Origin of the sequence: Saccharopolyspora sp. SCSIO 74807 (genome assembly GCF_037023755.1) — a bacterium.
In the GTDB taxonomy this organism is placed as follows: Bacteria; Actinomycetota; Actinomycetes; order Mycobacteriales; family Pseudonocardiaceae; genus Saccharopolyspora_C; species Saccharopolyspora_C galaxeae.
This window is the reverse complement of the sequence record NZ_CP146100.1, coordinates 647,077-665,913: the sequence shown is the minus strand read 5'-3', so window position 1 is coordinate 665,913 and position 18,837 is coordinate 647,077. Positions and strand designations below refer to the sequence as shown.

Here is an 18,837-nt window from a genome sequence, read left to right as displayed (position 1 = left end):
ACCGCTAGCCCGATCTATTGGGACCAGCGGTCCGTTCGCTCGCGCAGTCCGCTCACGATGCGCGGGTGTGTCGGCTGCGTGCCTGCACCAGCGCGCAAGCCGGGTTCCGCGAGGAGTGAACGGCCTGTTCGGCCAATCTATTCGGACCAGCGGTCCGTTCGCCCGGATCCGGGAGGCGGGTGTTCGCCCGACCACTTGGACCACACGGCGTGCCGCGCAGCGGCGGAGCCGTGTGCGCGGCGGGCGCGGAGCGCCGCGGGGGCAGTGGCAGCCACCTCAGCCAGTACGCGGAGCCGCAAGGCGACGCGGAAGTTCGGTGGAGTGCGGGGGAGTGGCGGAGCGCGGCGCGCGCGGGAGCGCGCGGGTAGCGCGCGGAGGCCGGCGCGGCTGAGCCGGTGCGACGCGGAGCGGAGCGGGAGCGCGCAGGTCACGGCCGCGAAGCGGAGAAGTTCGCGGGTCGCGATCGGGGCGGGAGCGCAGCGCAGCAGCGTGCGCAGGCGGTTGAGCTCGTTCCAGCGGTGGAACCGCGGCGAGCCGAGGCGAGAGCTGGCGCCGTGCAGGTGCGTGACGCGGGCTGCGGGAACCGACACGACGCGGCCTCCGGCGAGGCGGAGCCGCCACGACGTGTCGGTGTCCTCGTAGTAGCAGAAGAAGTTCGCCGGGACGCCGCCCACCGCCCGCACTCGCTCGGTCCGCAGCAGCGCCGCACCACCGCAGAACCCGAACACCTCGAACGCTGCGCCGGAACCGGTCTCACCCAGCTCGGAAGCGGATGCGCCGAGCCCGGTTTCGCCGGGTCCGCCCGCATCGGTGCCAGCTTCGAGGATTCCTTTCTCGCCGGTCTCGGCCGCGCCGGTTCGAGCAGCACCCGAGCCGTCTCGCGCCGCGTCGCATCGATGGGCCCCGCCGACTCTCCCGCCGGGCGCCTCGGCGAGATCCGCCCCGTGCCCATCCGCAGTGAGCCGCACCCCGACCGACTGCACCGCACCGTCCGGCGCCCGCAGCACCGAGGCGGCAGCCCACGCTCCGGAATCCGCGTCCAGCGCGTCCTCCAGCGCCGCGAGCCAACCGGGCTCGGGAACCGCATCGTCGTTGAGCCACGCGACGAACGGCGTGCTCACCTGCGCCAACGCGGCAGCGATACCTCCCGCGTACCCGCGATTCCGGGACAGCCGCAGCACTTCCGGCCGCGACGGGTGCCGTGCCAGCAATTCCGCGGTCCCGTCGGCCGACGCGTTGTCCACCACCAGAATCCGATGTGGACGGTCCTGGGCGGCCACCGCGTCCAGGCAGTCCGCCACGTGCGCCCGCCCGCGCCACGTGACGACTACGACGGTGCTGCGCAGGGTTCCCATCCGGCGGAGCCTAACCCGGCGGAAGCGCGATCTCCCGGTTCGGCACCATCGCCGCTGGTCCCGGCAAGAAGATCGAACCACTGCGGACTAGGGTGACCGCGTGCCCGAGCTGCTGGTGATCGCCGAGCAACTGCTCGCTCCCGTGCCCGGCGGAACCGGCCGCTACACGCGAGAACTGCTGCGCGCCCTCGCCGCCACGGCACCGGACGACTGGGAAGTGACCTCCGCGGTCAGCCGCACAGCACATCCCGGCAGCGCCGCGGTCGACGGCGTGCACGGCCCGAAAGTCCTGCCACTGCCCCGAAAAGCGTTGATCGGAGGCTGGGAGCGCGGCTTGCCGTGGTGGCCCGGCGGCGACTCGGTCCACGCGATGACCCCGCTCGCCCCGCCGCGCAGGCGCGGCCGCGGACTCGTGGTCACCGTGCACGACACCGTCCCCTGGACCCACCCCGAGACGCTGACCCCGCGCGGCGTCCGCTGGCATCGCCGCGCGGTGCGCCGCGCCGCCGCGCAAGCCGACGCGCTGATCGTGCCCACCGAAGCGGTCGCCGCCGACCTCGCGGGCAGGGTGCCGACTCGCGCGGAGATCCACGTGGCAGGCGAGGGGATCGCGCCAGCACTGCTCACCGAGCCCGAGCCGGACTGCTCGCGGGTGCTGGCCGCGACCTTGCCACCGCGCTACATCCTCGCGATCGGCACGATCGAACCCCGCAAGGGCCACGAGCACCTGGCGCGCGCCCTGGCCCAGCCGGAGGCGCCGGACGTGCCGCTGGTCGTCGTCGGTGAGCAGGGCTGGGGCGGTGTCGACCTGCCCCGCATCGCCGAACACCACGGGTTGCCGCCCGAACGCATCCGGCTGCTGCGCGGAGTCGACGACGCGGAACTCGGCATCCTCATCCGCCGCGCCGCCGCGGTGGCCATGCCCAGCCTCGCCGAAGGTTTCGGCCTGCCGGTGCTGGAGGCGATGGCGCTCGGCGTGCCGGTCGCGCATTCCGACGACCCCGCGCTGGTCGAAGTCGCCGGCGGCGCCGGGATCGCGGCGCCACCGGGCGATCCCGCCGCGTTGGCTCGTGCGCTGCGCAGCGCCGTCGATGACGAGCCGTTGCGCGCCGAACTCATCGCGGCCGGGCGCCGCCGAGCCGCCGAGTTCGACTGGTACCGCACCGCCCGCGCCGTCTGGCGAGCCCACCTGCACCGCTGAAGCAGAGACGCGCTCAAGATTTGCGGAACCGGCCACGATCGCCTCCGGCGCCCCCGTACGCTGCACGCTGTGCAACGAGGTGAGCCGCATCTGCTCATCGACGCCACCGCCGTCCCCGCCGACCGCGGTGGCGTCGGTCGCTACGTGGATTCGCTGCTGGCCGCGCTCGACCAGGACGGCGCCCGGGTCAGCGTCGTCTGCCAGCCCCGGGACGCCGGGCTCTACGCCCGCATCGCCCCGAACTCGCGGGTGGTGCCCGCCGCCGAAGCCGTCGCCACCCGCACCGCGCGGCTGACCTGGGAGCAGACCACGTTGCCGCGGCTGGTGCGCAGGCTCGGCGCCGACGTGCTGCATTCGCCGCACTACACCACGCCGCTGGCGAATCCGGCCGCGTCCGTGGTGACGCTGCACGACGCCACCTTCTTCACCGGTGCCGCACTGCACTCCCCGGTCAAGGCCCGGTTCTTCCGCACCTGGACGAAAACCGCGCTGCGCCGCGCCACGCTGTGCGTGGTGCCCAGCGAAGCCACCGCCACCGGGCTCGCCCGCAGCGCCGGAGCGGACCGCCGCGCCATGCACGTCATGCACCACGGCGTGGACCCGGAGTTCTTCCACCCGCCGTCACCGGCCGAGATCCGCGCGGTGCGCGACCGGTTCAGCCTGCGCGACCAGCCCTACGTGGCGTTCCTCGGCGCGCTGGAGCCGCGCAAGAACGTGCCCGCGCTGATCCGCGGGTTCACCCTCGCCGCCCGCGGTCGCGCCGACGATCCGGCGCTGGTGCTGGCCGGGCAACCCGGCTGGGACGTGCGGGTGGAGCGGGCGCTGGAGGCCGTGCCGCACCGCATCCGGGTGATCCGCGCCGGGTACGTGCCGTTCGCCGAGTTACCCGGATTCCTCGGCGGCGCGCACGTCCTCGCCTATCCCAGCATCGGCGAGGGCTTCGGCCTGCCCGTGCTGGAAGCGATGGCTTGCGGCGCCGCGGTGCTGACCACGCGGCGGCTGAGCCTGCCCGAGGTCGGCGGTGACGCGGTCGCCTACTGCGGGATCCGCGCCGCCGACGTGGCCGCCGGGCTCACCGAACTGCTCGACGACCCCGCCCGCCGATCCGCGCTGTCGACCGCCGCGCAACGCCGCGCCAAGGACTTCACCTGGGCTTCCTGCGCCACTCAGCACCGCGAGGCGTACGCCCGCGCGCATCACCTGCACCGCCGCCGGAGCTGATCGCGGCGAAAACCGGTTGCCGTGCTCGCTACGGTCGAAGCACGACCACCGCCGGACATCGAGGTACTGACGTGCTCCTTTGAGGCCGCGCAACGCGGGCGCGCGAACGCGCCGCCCATGGCCCGGAAGTCGCATCCCCGGGCCGCGTCACCAGTCGCGACCTCGACGGGAGCCCGCATGTCCGGATCCATCGTCTGCTCCGATCTCACCTTCGCCTGGCCGGACGGCGGTTTCGCGTTCGACCACCTCGACGTCGTGCTCGGCGCCGGGCGCACCGGCCTGATCGGGTCGAACGGCTCGGGCAAGTCCACCTTGCTGCGGCTGATCGCGGGCGAACTGCGACCCACCTCCGGAACCGTCAGCGCGCACGGGGAACTCGCTTACCTGCCGCAGGACCTGATCCTGGACTCCGAGAGCCGTGTCGACGAGGTTCTCGGGGTGGCGCAGGTCCGGCGAGCGATCGCGGCCATCGAAAGCGGCGATCCCCGCGAAGAGCACTTCGCGATCGTGGGCGAGCGGTGGGACGTCGAGCAGCGGACCCGCGGGACCCTCGACCAGCTCGGCCTCCGACAGGTACCGCTGGACGCGCACGTGGGCGCGTGCTCCGGCGGTGAGCTGGTGCTGCTCGGGCTGGCCGCGCAATTCCTGCGCGAGCCCGACGTGCTGCTGCTCGACGAACCGACCAACAACCTCGATCAGCGGGCGAGGGCAATCGCGCACCAGGCGATCGCCTCCTACGACGGCGTGCTGCTGATCGCCTCGCACGATCGCGAGCTGTTGCAGCGGATGGACCGCATGGCCGAACTCCGCGACGGCGCGCTCACCTGCTACGGCGGCAACCTCACCGACTACGAGCAGGCCGTGGCCGCCGATCAGGAAGCCGCCGAGCGCAGCGTGCGCGCGGCCGAGCAGGACCTCAAGCGCCAGCGCCGCGAGCTGGCCGAAGCGAGGATCAAGCTGGACCGCAGGCAGCGCTACGGCCGCAAGCGCTGGGAGACCAAGCGGGAACCCAAGGTCCGGATGCGCAAACGGGCCGAGGACGCGGAAATCGCGGCGGGCAAGTACCGCAACATGCACGACGACAAGGTGCGCCAGGCCCGGGAACGGCTCGAAGCCGCCGAGGAAGCGGTCCGCGACGACGACGAGATCCGGATCGACCTCCCGGCGACGGAGGTGCCCGCGCGCAAGGAGGTCCTGCGGCTCACCGGCGTGCTGCTGCGCAACGGTCCGCTGGTGAACTGGGAGGTGCGCGGACCGGAACGGATCGCGCTGGTCGGCGCCAACGGCGCGGGCAAGACCACGCTGCTGCGAACCATCATGGGCGAGCTGGAACCGGACGCGGGCGAGGTCCGCACGCTCGTACCGGCGCGATACCTGCCGCAGCGCCTCGACGTGCTCGACGAGCGGATGTCGGCCGTGGACAACGTCGTGCAGGCCGCGCCGTCGGCCACACCCAACGCGATCCGCGCGCAGCTCGCCCGCTTCCTGCTGCGCGGGGCGGACGCCGATCGGCCGGTCGGCAGGCTCTCCGGCGGAGAGCGCTTCCGGGCGGCGCTGGCCACGTTGCTGCTGGCCGAACCGGCACCGCGGTTGTTGCTGCTCGACGAACCGACCAACAACCTGGACGCGGCCAGCGTGCGGCAACTCGCGCAGGCCATGGAGTCCTACGCCGGCGCGTTGATCGTCGCCGGGCACGACGCCGAATTCCTGCGCGAGATCGGAACCACCACCCGGATGCGGCTCGACGACGAACTCCGGCGGTGCTGAGGGGCGTCAGCCCACCCCGGACCGTGTTCGGCAGAATGGGCCGCCGTGACCGCCTCCCGCAGCTACGGCGACGAGATCGCCGTCGTGATCGTGACCTACTCGCCCGGTGAGACGCTGGAGCGCAACCTCGACTCGATCAAAGCGGCGACCACCCGCCAGGCGCAGGTGGTGCTCGCCGACAACGGTTCGACCGACGGCATCCCGGAACGCGCCGCCGAAGCGCGTCCCGAGGTCCGGTTCGTGCCGACCGGGGCGAACCTCGGCTACGGCGGGGCCGCGAACCGCGGCGCGGCGGAACTCGGCGACGAAGTCGGCTGGGTCGTGATCAGCAACGCGGACGTGGAATGGCAGCCCGGTGCGCTGGACGAGCTGCTGGCCGCGGCCGACCGCTGGCCCCGCGGCGGCGCGTTCGGCCCGTTGATCAACGAGCCGGACGGCAGCGTCTACCCGTCGGCGCGGCTGCTGCCCTCGCTGGGCCGCGGCGCCGGGCACGCCGCGTTCAGCAGGGTCTGGCCGGACAACCCGTGGACCCGCGCCTACCGGCAGTCGGAGTCCGGGATCCGCGAGCGCAAGGCGGGCTGGTTGTCCGGATCGTGCCTGCTGCTGCGCCGCGAAGCGTTCGACAGCGTCGACGGATTCGATCCGCGCTACTTCATGTACTTCGAGGACGTCGACCTCGGCGACCGGCTCGGCGGCAAGGGCTGGCTGAACATCTACGTGCCCAGCGCCCGGATCACGCACATCGGCGGGCACGCCACGTCCCGCAATCCCGGGCCGATGCTCACCGAGCACCACCGCAGCGCCTACCGCTACCTCGCCGACCGGCACCGGGGAGCGGCATGGGCGCCGCTGCGGATCGGGCTGCGCGGCGCGCTCGCGGCGCGCGCCCGGTTGGAAGTCCGCGCGGCCGAACGCGAGAACTAGGTTCTGTTTGAAAAGCGGCGGCAGCCGCTTGCGGCGTCCGAGGACTCAGCCGGACCACCGGCGGGTTCTCAGACGTCTTCTGGCGAGGAAAGCTCGGACGCCGAGTAGGGAAGCTACTTCAGGATGAGATCCCGGAGCCGGAAGGCGTCTGAGGTTCCGCTACCCGACCCGCTACGCAAACCATTTCCTAAACGCTCCTAGGGGCCGCGGCCCGGGCGTCAGTACTGGTTGTGCTGCGCCGCCTGCGAACCCAGCGGGCCGAACTGCCCCGCGGGCCGCTGCGCCTGGTACGGGTTCGGCGGGAGTTGCTGGCCGAGCTGGTCCTGGCCGTACTCCTCGACCGGCCAGCCGTACTGCTCGGACTGCTGCCCGCCGCGCTGCTGCCCGTACTGGCCGCCCTGCTGTTGGCCGCCCTGCTGCGGACTGCCCTGTTGCTGGCCGTACTGCTGCTGACTGCTCTGCTGCTGCCCGTACTGCTGCGACGTGCCCTGCGGACGCTCCGGGCGCCCCAACGTCCGCGTGGCGTTCGGGTCGTGACCGGCACGGTCCGCGGCGTCCACCACATCGCGCGGGATCCGCACCGTGTTCGAGGCGTCCATCGGCGACGTGGCGCTGTCCGGCGTGACGACGAACCTGCCCCGTGCCCGCGCACGAGCAAGTGTTTCGTCGGCTCGGTCCCGCGGGTCCATAGCGGTGCCTCTCCATGCTTTCGCCGTCGGATCTTCCGCCGCGCGCTGCGTGCCCGCCGGGCGACGCCTCTTGGGCCGGTCCGCACCCGGCGCGCGGGGGCAGGGCCGGTCGAAGTCGTGGTGCGGCTTCGATGTTCGCGCTCATGTTGCCACTGCGACGTTGCCCGGTGCGACGCCGCCGCATTCGGTTTCGACTCGGTATCGGGGTTCGTTCAGGTCGGTCACGCGAGGCGGAACCGCTGGTGGCGGACCGCGGATGCCGGGCTCGTCGGAGTGATCCAGCCCACCGAGGCCGACCCTGGGTCCATTATGCCGCCGCTGTTGGCACAGTATTCCTCCCAACGGGTTTTCGTCAGGATCGACGCACGCCCGGCCGCGACCGCGGCCGGGTCGTCGCGGCCCGAGGCGGACCGCCGGGGCCGCGGCCGGCGGCTCGCCGGCCACCCGGCCCGGAGAAAGGAGGCCCGGTATGACCGCCGGACCCGCAGGTCCCGATCCGCTGCCCGGCGCGGAGGCGGTGGTGCTCGTCGGCGGCAAGGGGATGCGCCTGCGCCCGCTGACGCTGTCCGCCCCGAAGCCGATGCTGCCCACCGCAGGCGTGCCCTTCCTGAGCCACTTGCTGGCCCGCATCCGCGACGCGGGCATCGAGCACGTGGTGCTCGGCACCTCGTACAAGGCGGAGGTGTTCGCCGAGCACTTCGGCGACGGCTCCGAGTTCGGCCTCGACCTGGAGTACGTCGTCGAGGAGGAACCGCTGGACACGGCGGGCGCTATCCGCAACGTCGCGCACCTGCTGCGGGAGGACGACGTGCTGGTGTTCAACGGGGACATCCTCTCCGGCCTGGACCTGCGCGGGCTCGTCGACACGCATCGCGCGAACGCCGCGGAGGTCACGTTGCACCTGGTCAAGGTGGACGACCCGCGGCAGTTCGGGTGCGTGCCCACGGACTCCGACGGCCGGGTCGAGGCGTTCCTGGAGAAGACCGAGGATCCGCCGGTGGATCAGATCAACGCCGGTTGCTACGTGTTCCGGCGCCCGGTGATCGAGGCGATCCCGGCCGGGCGCCGGGTGTCGGTGGAGCGCGAGACCTTCCCCGGCCTGCTGGAATCCGGCGCGCGGGTGCAGGCGCACATCGACTCGTCGTACTGGCTGGACATGGGGACTCCGGCCGCGTACGTGCGCGGTTCGGCGGATCTGGTGCGCGGTGCGCTGCCGTCCGCGGCGCTGCCCGGTCGGCCGGGGGAGGCGCTGCTGCTGCCGGGAGCCGAGGTGGCCGCCGATGCCCGGGTCGACGGCGGCAGCACCGTCGGCTCCGGCTGCGTCGTGGCCCCGCGGGCGCAGGTGACGGGCTCGATGCTGTTCGAGGGGGCGCGCATAGGATCGGAGGCCGTGGTGGAACGTTGCGTGCTCGGCGCGGGCGCCCGCATCGGCGACCGGGTCACGCTGCGCGGCGCGGTGATCGGTGACGGTGCGGTGATCGGCGACGACTGCGAGCTGCTGGACGGCGCCCGGGTGTGGCCGGAGGTGGCTATCCCGGCGGGCGGAGTGCGCTTCTCCGCGGACCGCGGATGACCGAGCCGATGCGCACGAGCTGGCAGCCGCCGGAACCGTTCGACCTGGCCCGGGTGCTTTCGCCGCTGCGCCGCGGCCCCGGCGATCCGACCAGCAGTGTGGAACCCGGCGGCGCGTGGTGGCTGGCGACGACGACTCCGCACGGACCGGCCACGCTGCGCTGCACCGCGGACCGCGACGGTCGGATCACCGCGCAGGCTTGGGGCGATGGCGCCGAATCGGCGCTCGGCCGGGTACCCGGCCTGCTCGGCGCCGCCGACGACGACACCGGCTTCGTCGCCGCGCACGACGTGGTGCGGCGCGGCAGGCGAGCGGCCCGCGGGATGCGGCTGTGCGCCTCGGGACGGGTTTGGGACGTGCTGGTTCCCGCCGTGCTGGAGCAGAAGGTCACCAACCGGGAAGCGTGGCGTTCCTGGCGGGAGCTGTGCCGCCGGTTCGGCACACCCGCGCCCGGTCCTGCCCCGGACGGGCTGCACGTGGTGCCGAATCCGCGCCAGCTGCGGGAGATCCGGGATTGGGAGTGGCACAAGGCGGGCATCGACGGCGCCCGCAGGCGCACCTTGATCGCCGCCGCCGGAGTCGCCCGCAGGCTGGAGCGGGCCGTCGAGCTGCGCGGCGCCGAAGGCCGCGACCTGCTGCAGAAGCTGCCCGGCATCGGCCCGTGGACGGCGGCCGAGGTCGCCCAGCGGGCATGGGGCGATCCGGACGCGGTCAGCGTCGGCGACTACCACCTGCCGACGATCGTCGGAACGGCGCTGGCCGGCCGCCCGATGGACGACGCCGAAATGCTCGAAGCCCTCGCCCCTTACGCGGGCCACCGGCACCGCGCGGTGCGCTACCTCGGTGCGGCCGGCGTTTCCCGCCCCCGCTTCGGCCCCCGCCTACCGGCCCGCGACTACCGGGCCAGCTGATCACCCGGACGAGCGGTCGTGCCACGGCCCGGCATGTCTGACGCATTGCGGTGCATTGCATCGTGTTGACCATGGCGGAGGTCGTGGGAGACCGGCGAGCCTCCGGGACGTGCGACTACGAGTGATCCAGCCGGGCGCGGGCCGCGGTGACCATGCTGTCCAGGCCCGATTCCGGCGGTAGCCCGTCCAGCGGCCACCAGCGCAGGTCGAGCGATTCGGCGCTGCGCACCGGCTCCGCCCCGGCGGGCGCGCGCACCACGTAGCGGACGTCGAAGTGCCGCGTGGGCACCCCCAGCGAGCAGGTGATCGGGTGCACTTCCACGTGCACCGGCATCGGATCCACCGTCAGACCGTCCATCCCGGATTCCTCGGTGGCTTCCCGCAGCGCGGCACCGGCCAGCGATGAGTCCTCCGGCTCGCAGTGCCCACCGACCTGCAGCCACTTGCCGACCCGCGGGTGCAGGGTCAGCAGCACCCGCTCCGCCGCCGCGTCCAGCAGCACGGCCGATGCGGTCAGGTGGCCCGGCTCGCACGCGCGCAGGCAGGCGTCCGGGCGCGCGTCGAGCAGCGTGAGGAAGGCGTGCTTGAGCGTTTCCTGCGACCGTTCCGCCGGTTCCCACTCGCGGAGGCTGCGCGTCGCGTCCGCGTGCAGTCCGTCCGAGTCGTCCCGTTGGTTCGTCACAACCCCACCCAAAATCGTGTCCGGCCCGGTTCACCCGGGCCGCAGCTCGTGTCGCGGCGCACGCGCACCGTCATGTCGAGTTTCCCGCGCCGCCGTCAGACCCGGGTTCGGTTCCGGCTCGTCGCCGGACTCGGAAATCGCCAAGGGGCACATCCGCGAACCGGGACGTGCTCAAAGCTCCAGCAGCCCGTCGTCGAGGTCCCGCGGCGGCCGCGGCCCCTCGACCGGCTCGGCCGGGTTCCCGACCGCGACCGCGCCCAGCGGCTCCCACGAATCCGGCAGTTCCAGCGTCGCGCGCACCACGTCCGGGCAGAACAGCGTCGACGAGACCCAGCACGAGGCCAGCTCCTCGGCCGCCAGCGACACCAGCAGCCCCTGCACCGCGGCACCACCGGCGACGGTGAACATCGACCGCTCCGCCTCCGCGCGCCGCGCGTCCGGGTAGTCGTGCGCGCCCTCGCGGACCAGGAACGGCAGCACCACCTCCGGCGCCGCGTACAGCAGGTCGCCGCGGCCGGTCCGGCGCTGCGCGGACTCCTCGGACCGCCCGTCGCCGCGCAGGTCCTCCAGCCACGCGGTGCGCATCGCGTCCAGCAGCTTCGTCCGAAGTGGACGGTTGCGGAGCCAGACGAACCGCACCGGGCGGGTGTGGTGCGGCGCGGGCGCGGTCAACGCCGCACCCACCGCGCGGCGCACCGCGTCGGCGTCCACCGGCTCCGCGCCGAACGAGCGCTCCGAGCGGCGCAGCAGCACCGCCTCCTTGCGGCCCTGCGCGACGGCTTCCTGCGTGCCGAGCCGGAACAGGTCCTGCTCCACCGGGCGCACCAGATCGGAGGCGCCGGAGCCGTCGTCGTCCGTGGTCAGCCCGCGCAGCACCGCCACCGGTACGCCGCCGAGCTTGCCCTTGACCAGGTCCGCGGCCGCGGCCACCTCGTCGGCGATCGCGACCTCGGTGACCGCGAGCTCGTTGCCCTGCCCGTCCGTGCTGCCCGCGTACTGGTGCAGCACCCGCAGCCCGGCCGCGCCGATCGCCGTGTCGGTCTGCCCGTTGCGCCAGGTGCGGCCCATCGTGTCGGTGATCACCACGCCGACCTGCACACCGAGCCGCTCGGCCAGGCCCGCCCGCAGCCGTCGCGCCGAGGCGTCCGGGTCCTCCGGCAGCAGCGCGATCTGGTCCAGCGCCACGTTCGAAGCGTCCACGCCCGAAGCGGCTTGCACGATGCCCAGCCGGTTCCGGGTGATCAGCGTGTTCCGGAACCGCGCCAGCACGTCGGTGGCCTCCGAGCGCACCAGGTCGCGGCGCAACCGCTCCCGCTCGTCCGGATCGCGCGGGGTGCGGACCGTGCGGCCCTCCGCCTTGGAAATGATCTTGCTGGTGACCACCACGACGTCCCCGTCGGACAGCCACGGGGCGGTCGCCGCGATGCACGCCGCCACGTCGTCGCCGGGGCCGAACTCCGGCAGCCCGGGCACCGCGAACAGCCGCAACCCACCGGTCGCCGCGTGATCGGTCATGCTGCTCCCTCCGGCGCGGCCAGCCCGGCCACATCGAACGCCGCCCGCGCCATGTCCGCGGACGCGTTCACGTCGGACATCAGCAGCGGCACGTCGCGCACCGTCGCACCCGGCACGTCCGCGGAGTCACCGGTGTGCACCAGCCACGCGTCCAGGATGCCGTCCGCGGAGCGGGCGCCGTAGTGCCTGCCCACCGCCTCGGCCGAGGTCTCCACCCCGATCGCGCTCAGGCAGGCGTCGGCCATCCCGCGCAGCGGCTTGCCGCCGATGATCGGCGAGAGCCCCACCACCGGCGCCTTCGTCTCGCGCAGCGCCTTGCGGAACCCGGGCACCGCCAGCAGCGTCCCCACGCTGACCACCGGATTCGACGGTGCCACCAGCACCACGTCGGCCTCGTGGATCGCTTCGGCCACGCCCGGTGCGGGCTCGGCCTCCTCGGCGCCGACCGGCACGATCGCGCTGGCCGCGGGCTCCGCGCGGTGGCGCACCCACCACTCCTGGAAATGCACCGCGGCCGGTTCGCCCGTCGTCGGATCCTCGATCGCGACGTGCGTCTCCACCCGGTCGTCGGAGACCGGCAGCAGCCGCACCCCCGGCCGCCAGCGGTCGCACAGCGCCTCGGTCACCGCCGAGAGCGGATACCCGGCGCGCAGCATCCGGGAGCGGATCAGGTGCGTGGCGATGTCCCGGTCACCGAGCCCGAACCAGCTCGGCTCCGCGCCGTAGGCGGCGAGCTCTTCCTTCACCGACCACGTCTCGTCGACCCGGCCCCAGCCCTTCGCGGTGTCGATGCCGTCGCCGAGCGTGTACATGCAGGTGTCCAGGTCCGGGCAGACCCGCAGCCCGTGCATCCACACGTCGTCGCCGATGTTGACCACGGCGGTCACCTCGTGCGGGGATTCCTGCTCGCCCAGCGCGGGCATGCCCAGCGCCGCCTTGATACCCAGCAGGAACCGGGCGCCGCCGACCCCGCCGACCAGTGCTACGACCTTCACGCTCCGATCCTCGCACGTGGCCGACCCCGCGCCGTTCCCGCGCTCCGTTTCCGCCCGCTGCCGACGCGCCGGCGCCTTCCCCCGATCCGGGCGGATCTTGCGGAGTGAACGGCTCGCCGGGCCAGCCGGGCCCGCTCCGGGGCTCAGAACTCCCAGAAGCGGAACGCCTCCTGGCCGAGGAAGGCGTGCGTCTGGCTGCCGCCGACCAGCGCGAACACGAAGTAGGCGAGTCCGAAGAACGCCTGCCCCACCGGCCGCACCGCGAACAGCAGCACGAACAGCGCCAGCGGCGCCCACGGCCGCGCCTTCTCGCCCAGCTCGCGGGCGCGGCCGGACAGCCACGGCTCCAGCGCGCCGTACCCGTCCAGCCCCGGGATCGGCAGGATGTTCAGCACGAACGCGATCACCTGCAGGAACGCCAGGTAGGACAGCCCGCTGGAAAGCCCGATCGGCATCGGGAACACCGCCACCGACAGCGTCAGCAGCAGCCCGATCGCGAGGTTCGTGAACGGCCCGGCCAACGAGACCATCGACTCGTCCCGGCGGGTCCGAAGCGCGTGGTGGTTGATCCACACCGCACCGCCGGGCAGCGGGATGCCGCCTGCGATGACGAACAGCAGCGGCAGCACGATGCTCACCACCGGGTCGGTGTAATGCCGCGGGTCCAGCGTCAGATAACCCTTCGCGCGGACCGCGAGATCGCCGCCGCGGTAGGCGGTGATGGCGTGCCCGAACTCGTGCAGGCACAACGAGGTGGCCCAGCCGCCGAGGACGATCAGCACGATGCCCGTCACGCGGGCGACGGTGTTGTCCACGGTGGCGAGCACACCTCCCGCGACCGTGGCACCGAGCAACGCCAGGAACAGGGGACTCACACGCTTGTTCACGTCTCCCAGTGTCCACACCGCTCACCGCGCGCGGTGGGCGATGGGGTGATATGCCTTGATCACCGATGATCAGCACCGCCGTTCGGAGCAGCGGACCGAGTCCGTTCGGCCGGTGCCGCTGCGTCATGCGGGGCTCTGGCGGCGTCCCTCTACGGGTTGTCTCCGCTTGACCGCATGGAGCTACAACGGTGTAATCACAGCAGTGTCATTCCCCGCTGAAACGATTGCTCCCCGCCGCCTCGACCGGCTCTTCGGGTGCTCGCTCGAAGACGTGGGCGGGCCGGTGGCCCGGTTGATCGACCCGGTTGACCGGCGCTCCGGCGCTGGGTGGGCGGTCATCGGCGGCCCGTCCGGGTGCTCCCGGCCGGGCGGTGGAGTGCAACAGCGGCGAGGTCCATCGCAGGCGGGCTCCTCCGGGATCGGATCCCGGTAGCCGCCCGCCGCTGCGCCGGGGTGAACGACCGGCGGTGATCGGGCCTTCGCGGCGGTCGTCGGCGGGCGGTCGGGGAAGGGAGCCCCGGCCGGACCACGGTCGGACGGGCGGTGCCGGTGAGAGGGCCGGAACTGCGCCCGGCCGGCGATGCGGGCCGCGGTCCGCATCCGGAGTGCATCCCGAACGGTCCTGGGGAGGACCGCAGGGAAAGGGAGCGATCGGGGGAGGATCAGATGTGGGAGACAGGTCAAGCCCACCTGATGGAACAGGGCAGCTTGATGGAACAGAACCGGCTCACGCAGCCGCACTTGGTGCGGTGGGGGGATTCGCGCGAAGCGGACAGCACCGACGTCGACGTGCTCGCCCAGCTCTTCGAACTCGGCGAGCAGGAACAGGAATGGCAGGAGCGCGCGCTGTGCGCGCAGACCGATCCCGAGGCGTTCTTCCCGGAGAAGGGCGGCTCCACCCGGGAGGCCAAGCGCATCTGCGCCGGCTGCGAAGTGCGCTCGGAGTGCTTGGAGTACGCCCTGGAGCACGATGAGCGGTTCGGCATCTGGGGCGGTCTGTCCGAACGGGAACGACGCAGGTTGAAGCGGCGCGCGGGATGAGGTGCTGAGGCGGCCGCTTCCGGCCGCGGCCCCCTGCGCGCAACGAGAACCGAGACGGCCTGCGGGGTCCGGTCCGGCGCCGTGTTCGACTACCGTCGTGCCGAGATCGGTGAACGGCGGCAGGGGAGGACAGAGTGGTCGGGACCGCGCGCTCGGGCACCGCGCCGCGTCGCAGCACCGCGCCGGTGCTGGCCGTGCTGGTGTGCCACGACGGCGACACCGCGCTGGCCGAGGTGCTGTCCGCGTTGCGCGGGCTCACCGTCCGGCCCCGCCACGTGCTCGCGGTGGACACCGGTTCCGCTGATCGCACCGCGGAGATCCTCGCGGCCGAGGACGCGCTGGACGGGGTGCTCACGTTGCAGCGCGACACCGGTTTCGGCACCGCGGTCGCCGCGGCGGTCGAGCACGCGAACGCGCGTTGGGGCGATCCCGGCCGGTGGTTGTGGGTGCTGCACGACGATTCCGCGCCGGAACCGGACTGCCTGCGGAACCTGCTCGGGGTGGCGGAGCTGGATTCGTCGGCCGCGGTGCTGGGACCGCTCGGGCTGGATTGGGACGATCCGCGGCTCGTGGTGGACGGCGGGCTGTCCACGGATGCGTCCGGGCACCGGCAGACCGGCATCGGAGCGTCCGAATTGGACCCTGCGCTGGTGGGCGGTGCCGGTGAGTCCGAACTGGACGGTTCCGGGGGTTCGGATCGTCCGCTTTCCGGCGGTGTGCCGGAGGATTCCGGCGGGTCGGTCGACGCGGTCCCGGACGATCCCGGGATGGAGCGAGACGGCTCGGAGCCGGGTTCGGCCGACGTCGATGCGGGCGGCGCCGATGCGGGCGGCGCGGACCGGGCTGGTGCGGACTCGGTCGGCGAGGGCTCGGCCGACGACGCCTCGGTCCAGGACGATTCGGCCGGGGGCGATTCGGCCGGGGTCGAATACGCCGGGTCCGTCCCTAGTCGGTCGGTAGCCGTCGATTCCGATCCGGCGGTCTCCGTTTCGGTCTCCTCCGAATCGGCATCCTCCGTTTCGACCCTGGCCGATTCGACTCCGTCCGATGCCGCGTCCTCCGATGCGGCGCCGTCCGATCTGGCTCCGTCCGATCCGGCGCGAACCGATCCTGCCGAGCCCGATCAAGCCGAGGTGGATTCGCCGGACCGCGAGTTATCGGCCGCGGAGGCGGACGACGCCCAGCACGGTCCGGACCCGGTTGATCAAGCTGCTTCGGAACCTGCCGCGGAGCCGAGGACCGCGGGCCTGCCGGTCTCCGAAGTCCTCGCCGTGAGCACGGCCGGTGTGCTGATCCGCCGGGACGTGTTCGAGCGGCTCGGCGGCTTCGACACCGCTCTGCCGATCGGTTTCGAGGACGTCGACTTCGGCTGGCGGGTCAACTCCGACGGACACCTCGTGCTGTGCGTGCCGGGCGCGCGGATGCGCCACGCCGGTCTGCTGCGGCGCGGTGAGCGGGCGCCGGATGCCGCTGCGCAGCGCACCCTCCGGGCCGCCGAGCGGGTCGGAGGTGTCCGGACGTTCCTGGTGAACTCGGCGGCCTTGTCGTTCGTGCTGGGCGTTCCGCGCTTGCTGGTGCTCGCGACGCTGCGCGCCGCCGGGTTCGCGCTGCTGCGGCGCTGGCCGGACGCGGCCGCGGAACTGTCGGTGCTCGCCGGGATCTGCACCGGCCGGATGGGCCTGCGCAAGGCGCGGGCGGCCCGCCGCGAAGTCACGCCGCGGCGCTCCGAAGTGCGCGGGTTGCTGACCAGCAGGCTCACCCGGCTGCGCAACGGGCTGCGCGCGGCGTTCGCCTGGCTGGTGCGCGAGCGCGTGCGGCGCGATGTCGTGCTCGGCAGGGTTCCGTCTTCCGCAGCGATCCCCGGAAGCGCGGCGATCACCAGCAGCGCAGCGCCGCGCCCGGTCGGCCCGGAAGCCCTGCCCGCAGGTGCGCTGCCCGCGGGAGCTGCCGGACCGGAGAAGCAGCGCCGCGTCGCGGGCCTGCGACGCCCGGCCGGACCTGTCGTGGTGCCGCTGGAATCCGCCGAGGCCCCGGCCGAACCCGCTGCACCTCAGCGACCGTCGCCGGTTCCGCGCGGGGCGCGGCCCGAGCCCGCCGAACCGGACCGGCAGCTGCTGCTGGTCGAGGTGAATCGCTGGCGGGTGCTGCGGGAGCTGCTGCTGGCTCCACCCGTGGTGCTCACCGCAGCGCTGGTGGTGCTCGCGCTGATCACGCACGGGCTGGTCGCCGAGTTCCCCCGCTTCGGCGGCACCTTGCAGGGCGGGCGGCTGCTGCCGGTCGCGGACCTGAGCACCACCTGGCGCGACTACCTCGCTTCGTGGCATCCGGTGAACGGCGGGACCGGCTCTCCCGCACCCGCCGCGCTGCTGGTGCTCGCCATCGCGGGCACCGTGCTCGCGCCGATCGGCGGACCGGCGGCGGTGGTGGGGGCGCTGCTGCTGTTCGGGATACCGCTGGCCGGGCTGAACACTTACGCGGCCACTCGAGCGCTGCCGATGTCCGGCCGCAGCCGGGCGCTGGCCGCCGGTGCCTACGCGCTGCTGCCGCTGGCCACGTTGTCCGCGGGGCAGGGTCGGCTGGACGTCGTGGTCGCGCACGTGCTGGTGCCGCCGCTGCTGGCGGGTATCGCCGCGGTGATCGGGCTGACCCGGATGGCCGCGATGGGCCGCTCGCGGCATTGGCTCAGCACTGCCTGCCTGACCGCGCTCGGGCTCGCCGTGCTGGGTGCCTTCGCGCCGCTGGTGCACGTGATCCTCGTGGTGCTGGCGCTGGTCGGGTTCGTCGCGGTGCCGAGCGAAGCGCGCCGCGCGCCGCGCCGGGTCGCCGGGTTGGCCGCGCTGGTGCTGCTGCCGGTGGCGTGCCTGCTGCCGTGGCCGGTGGTGCTGCTGCGGCATCCGGAGATCTTCGCGCACGGGCTCGGTGCCCGGTTCACCGAAGCAGCGGCGGGTGGCTGGCTGGCCGCGTTGAGCCCGGCACCCGCGGGCCTCGCCGGTGCGCTGCTGGTGCTGACCGCGCTGTTGGCGCTGGTGCTCGCCCCGCGCAAGGCGATGCTTCCCGGCGCGGTCACCGCGCTGGTCGGCTGGGCGGCCGCGGTCTGCGTGGACCTGTTCGCGCTCGCACCGATCGGCGGTGGTCCCGCCACGACCGGTGCGACCGGGGCAGCGCTCACCGTCGCGGCGGCCGGGCTGCTGTGGATGACGCTGTCGGCGGGGCCGATCAACCGGCTGCCGCGCCGCGCGGGAGTTGCGCTGCTGACGGCCGCGCTGCTGGTCACGGGCGTGAGCGCGGTGCTGGCCGGGCGCGGTCCGCTGCGCACCGAGCCGGGCGGGGGAACCCCTGCGCTCGCCGCGGAACTCGCCGGACCCGGCGCGCTGCTGGTCCTGGACCCGGGGCCACAGCCCGCCCGGCTGGTGGACGGCAGCGGTCCGCGTTTCGGCGACGACGATCTGGTGCCGGTGAGCAGCGCGGTCGACTGGCTCCGGCAGTCCGAGGCGGACGTGCTCTCCGGCGATCAGCAGCGGGTGCGGTCGGCGCTGGCCGCCGCGGCCGCGCGCGGTGCCGGTCACGTCGCCGTGCCCGCCGCCGCTTCGGCGGAGGTGCAGCGCGCGGCCGGCGAAATGGTCGTGGAGCACGGCAGGCTCGGCGACGGCTCGGTGGTGCTGCGCGTGCTGCTGCCGACCGGGCCGGTGCAGCTGCTCGGGCCGGACCTGGCGCGGCAGGCGCGGCTGGAGGCAGCCCCGTCTCCGCAGGCCCGGCCCATTCCGGTGCCCGCAGCGACGCCGGAGGTCGCGGTCCGCGTGTCGGCGGGCGGCGTCGGGCGGGCGCTGGTGCTGGCCGCCGAGCACGAGCCCGGCTGGCAGGTGGTGATCGACGGTCGGGAGGCGCCGCTGGCGAAGGCGTGGGGGCACCAGGTCGCGGTGCCGCTGCCGGAGGAGGCGGGCGAGGTCCGGGTGGACTACAGCGACAGCTCGCGCGCCGCGCTGCTGGTGGTGCAGGCCGCTGCCTTGCTGTTCACCGCGATCGCCGCGCTGCCCTCCCGCCGCTCGCGTGAACCGCAGCGCCCGTCGGCGTGAGTG

At 73.5% G+C, this 18,837-nt stretch carries 14 protein-coding genes; 8 read left to right on the top strand and 6 right to left on the bottom strand.

The window, feature by feature from the left end; all coding sequences use genetic code 11:
* Nucleotides 1-137: 137 nt before the first annotated feature.
* On the bottom strand, nucleotides 138-1,355 hold the full coding sequence (locus tag V1457_RS02965; protein WP_338599907.1) for a glycosyltransferase family 2 protein: 1,218 nt from the start codon (nucleotides 1,353-1,355) through the stop codon (nucleotides 138-140).
* Between the two features lie 100 nt (nucleotides 1,356-1,455).
* Between V1457_RS02965 and V1457_RS02960 the strand changes: the two genes are divergently transcribed.
* From V1457_RS02960 to V1457_RS02945, 4 genes are all read left to right on the top strand, one after another.
* The gene (locus V1457_RS02960; RefSeq protein WP_338599905.1) at nucleotides 1,456-2,556 is read left to right on the top strand and encodes a glycosyltransferase family 1 protein; all 1,101 of its coding nucleotides are present in this window, start codon (nucleotides 1,456-1,458) and stop codon (nucleotides 2,554-2,556) included.
* Nucleotides 2,557-2,646: 90 nt separating this feature from the next.
* Complete coding sequence (locus tag V1457_RS02955) at nucleotides 2,647-3,777, top strand: glycosyltransferase family 1 protein (protein WP_200073431.1); 1,131 nt, start codon at nucleotides 2,647-2,649, stop codon at nucleotides 3,775-3,777.
* A 177-nt stretch (nucleotides 3,778-3,954) separates the two neighbouring features.
* Nucleotides 3,955-5,544 (top strand): ABC-F family ATP-binding cassette domain-containing protein, encoded by a 1,590-nt coding sequence (locus V1457_RS02950; RefSeq protein ID WP_338599903.1) that lies wholly within the window; start codon nucleotides 3,955-3,957, stop codon nucleotides 5,542-5,544.
* A 45-nt stretch (nucleotides 5,545-5,589) separates the two neighbouring features.
* Nucleotides 5,590-6,468: a glycosyltransferase family 2 protein gene (locus V1457_RS02945; RefSeq protein WP_200073392.1), complete on the top strand. Its 879-nt coding sequence runs from the start codon at nucleotides 5,590-5,592 to the stop codon at nucleotides 6,466-6,468.
* Between the two features lie 218 nt (nucleotides 6,469-6,686).
* Here V1457_RS02945 and V1457_RS02940 read toward each other — a convergent pair whose 3' ends face one another.
* Complete coding sequence (locus tag V1457_RS02940) at nucleotides 6,687-7,157, bottom strand: hypothetical protein (RefSeq protein WP_338599901.1); 471 nt, start codon at nucleotides 7,155-7,157, stop codon at nucleotides 6,687-6,689.
* A gap of 469 nt (nucleotides 7,158-7,626) precedes the next feature.
* Between V1457_RS02940 and V1457_RS02935 the strand changes: the two genes are divergently transcribed.
* Together V1457_RS02935 and V1457_RS02930 are read left to right on the top strand one after the other, a co-directional pair.
* A complete protein-coding gene (locus V1457_RS02935) occupies nucleotides 7,627-8,730 on the top strand; it encodes an NDP-sugar synthase (RefSeq protein ID WP_338599899.1) in 1,104 nt (367 codons plus the stop codon).
* Complete coding sequence (locus tag V1457_RS02930; RefSeq protein ID WP_338599897.1) at nucleotides 8,727-9,641, top strand: DNA-3-methyladenine glycosylase 2 family protein; 915 nt, start codon at nucleotides 8,727-8,729, stop codon at nucleotides 9,639-9,641. The genes V1457_RS02935 and V1457_RS02930 overlap by 4 nt, the downstream gene beginning before the upstream one ends.
* A 115-nt stretch (nucleotides 9,642-9,756) precedes the next feature.
* On the opposite strand, the gene V1457_RS02925 is transcribed toward V1457_RS02930, so the two are convergent.
* The 4 genes from V1457_RS02925 to V1457_RS02910 form a co-directional block, all read right to left on the bottom strand.
* Nucleotides 9,757-10,323 carry an NUDIX hydrolase gene (locus tag V1457_RS02925; protein ID WP_338599895.1) on the bottom strand — a complete coding sequence of 189 codons (567 nt, stop codon included), beginning with the start codon at nucleotides 10,321-10,323 and terminating at the stop codon, nucleotides 9,757-9,759.
* 171 nt (nucleotides 10,324-10,494) lie between these two features.
* Nucleotides 10,495-11,838, bottom strand: coding sequence for a coenzyme F420-0:L-glutamate ligase (locus V1457_RS02920; RefSeq protein WP_338599893.1), 1,344 nt, complete (start codon nucleotides 11,836-11,838; stop codon nucleotides 10,495-10,497).
* Nucleotides 11,835-12,833 (bottom strand): 2-phospho-L-lactate transferase, encoded by a 999-nt coding sequence (gene cofD / locus V1457_RS02915; protein ID WP_200073525.1) that lies wholly within the window; start codon nucleotides 12,831-12,833, stop codon nucleotides 11,835-11,837. Before cofD ends, V1457_RS02920 begins: the two co-directional genes overlap by 4 nt.
* A gap of 143 nt (nucleotides 12,834-12,976) precedes the next feature.
* On the bottom strand, nucleotides 12,977-13,720 hold the full coding sequence (locus V1457_RS02910) for a site-2 protease family protein (protein WP_307850340.1): 744 nt from the start codon (nucleotides 13,718-13,720) through the stop codon (nucleotides 12,977-12,979).
* 711 nt (nucleotides 13,721-14,431) lie between these two features.
* On the opposite strand from V1457_RS02910, the gene V1457_RS02905 reads away from it, so the two are divergent.
* A complete protein-coding gene (locus tag V1457_RS02905) occupies nucleotides 14,432-14,761 on the top strand; it encodes a WhiB family transcriptional regulator (RefSeq protein ID WP_233628707.1) in 330 nt (109 codons plus the stop codon).
* Nucleotides 14,762-14,895: 134 nt separating this feature from the next.
* Entirely contained in the window at nucleotides 14,896-18,834 is a 3,939-nt protein-coding gene (locus V1457_RS02900; RefSeq protein ID WP_338599891.1) for a glycosyltransferase, read from the top strand.
* Nucleotides 18,835-18,837: the final 3 nt, after the last annotated feature.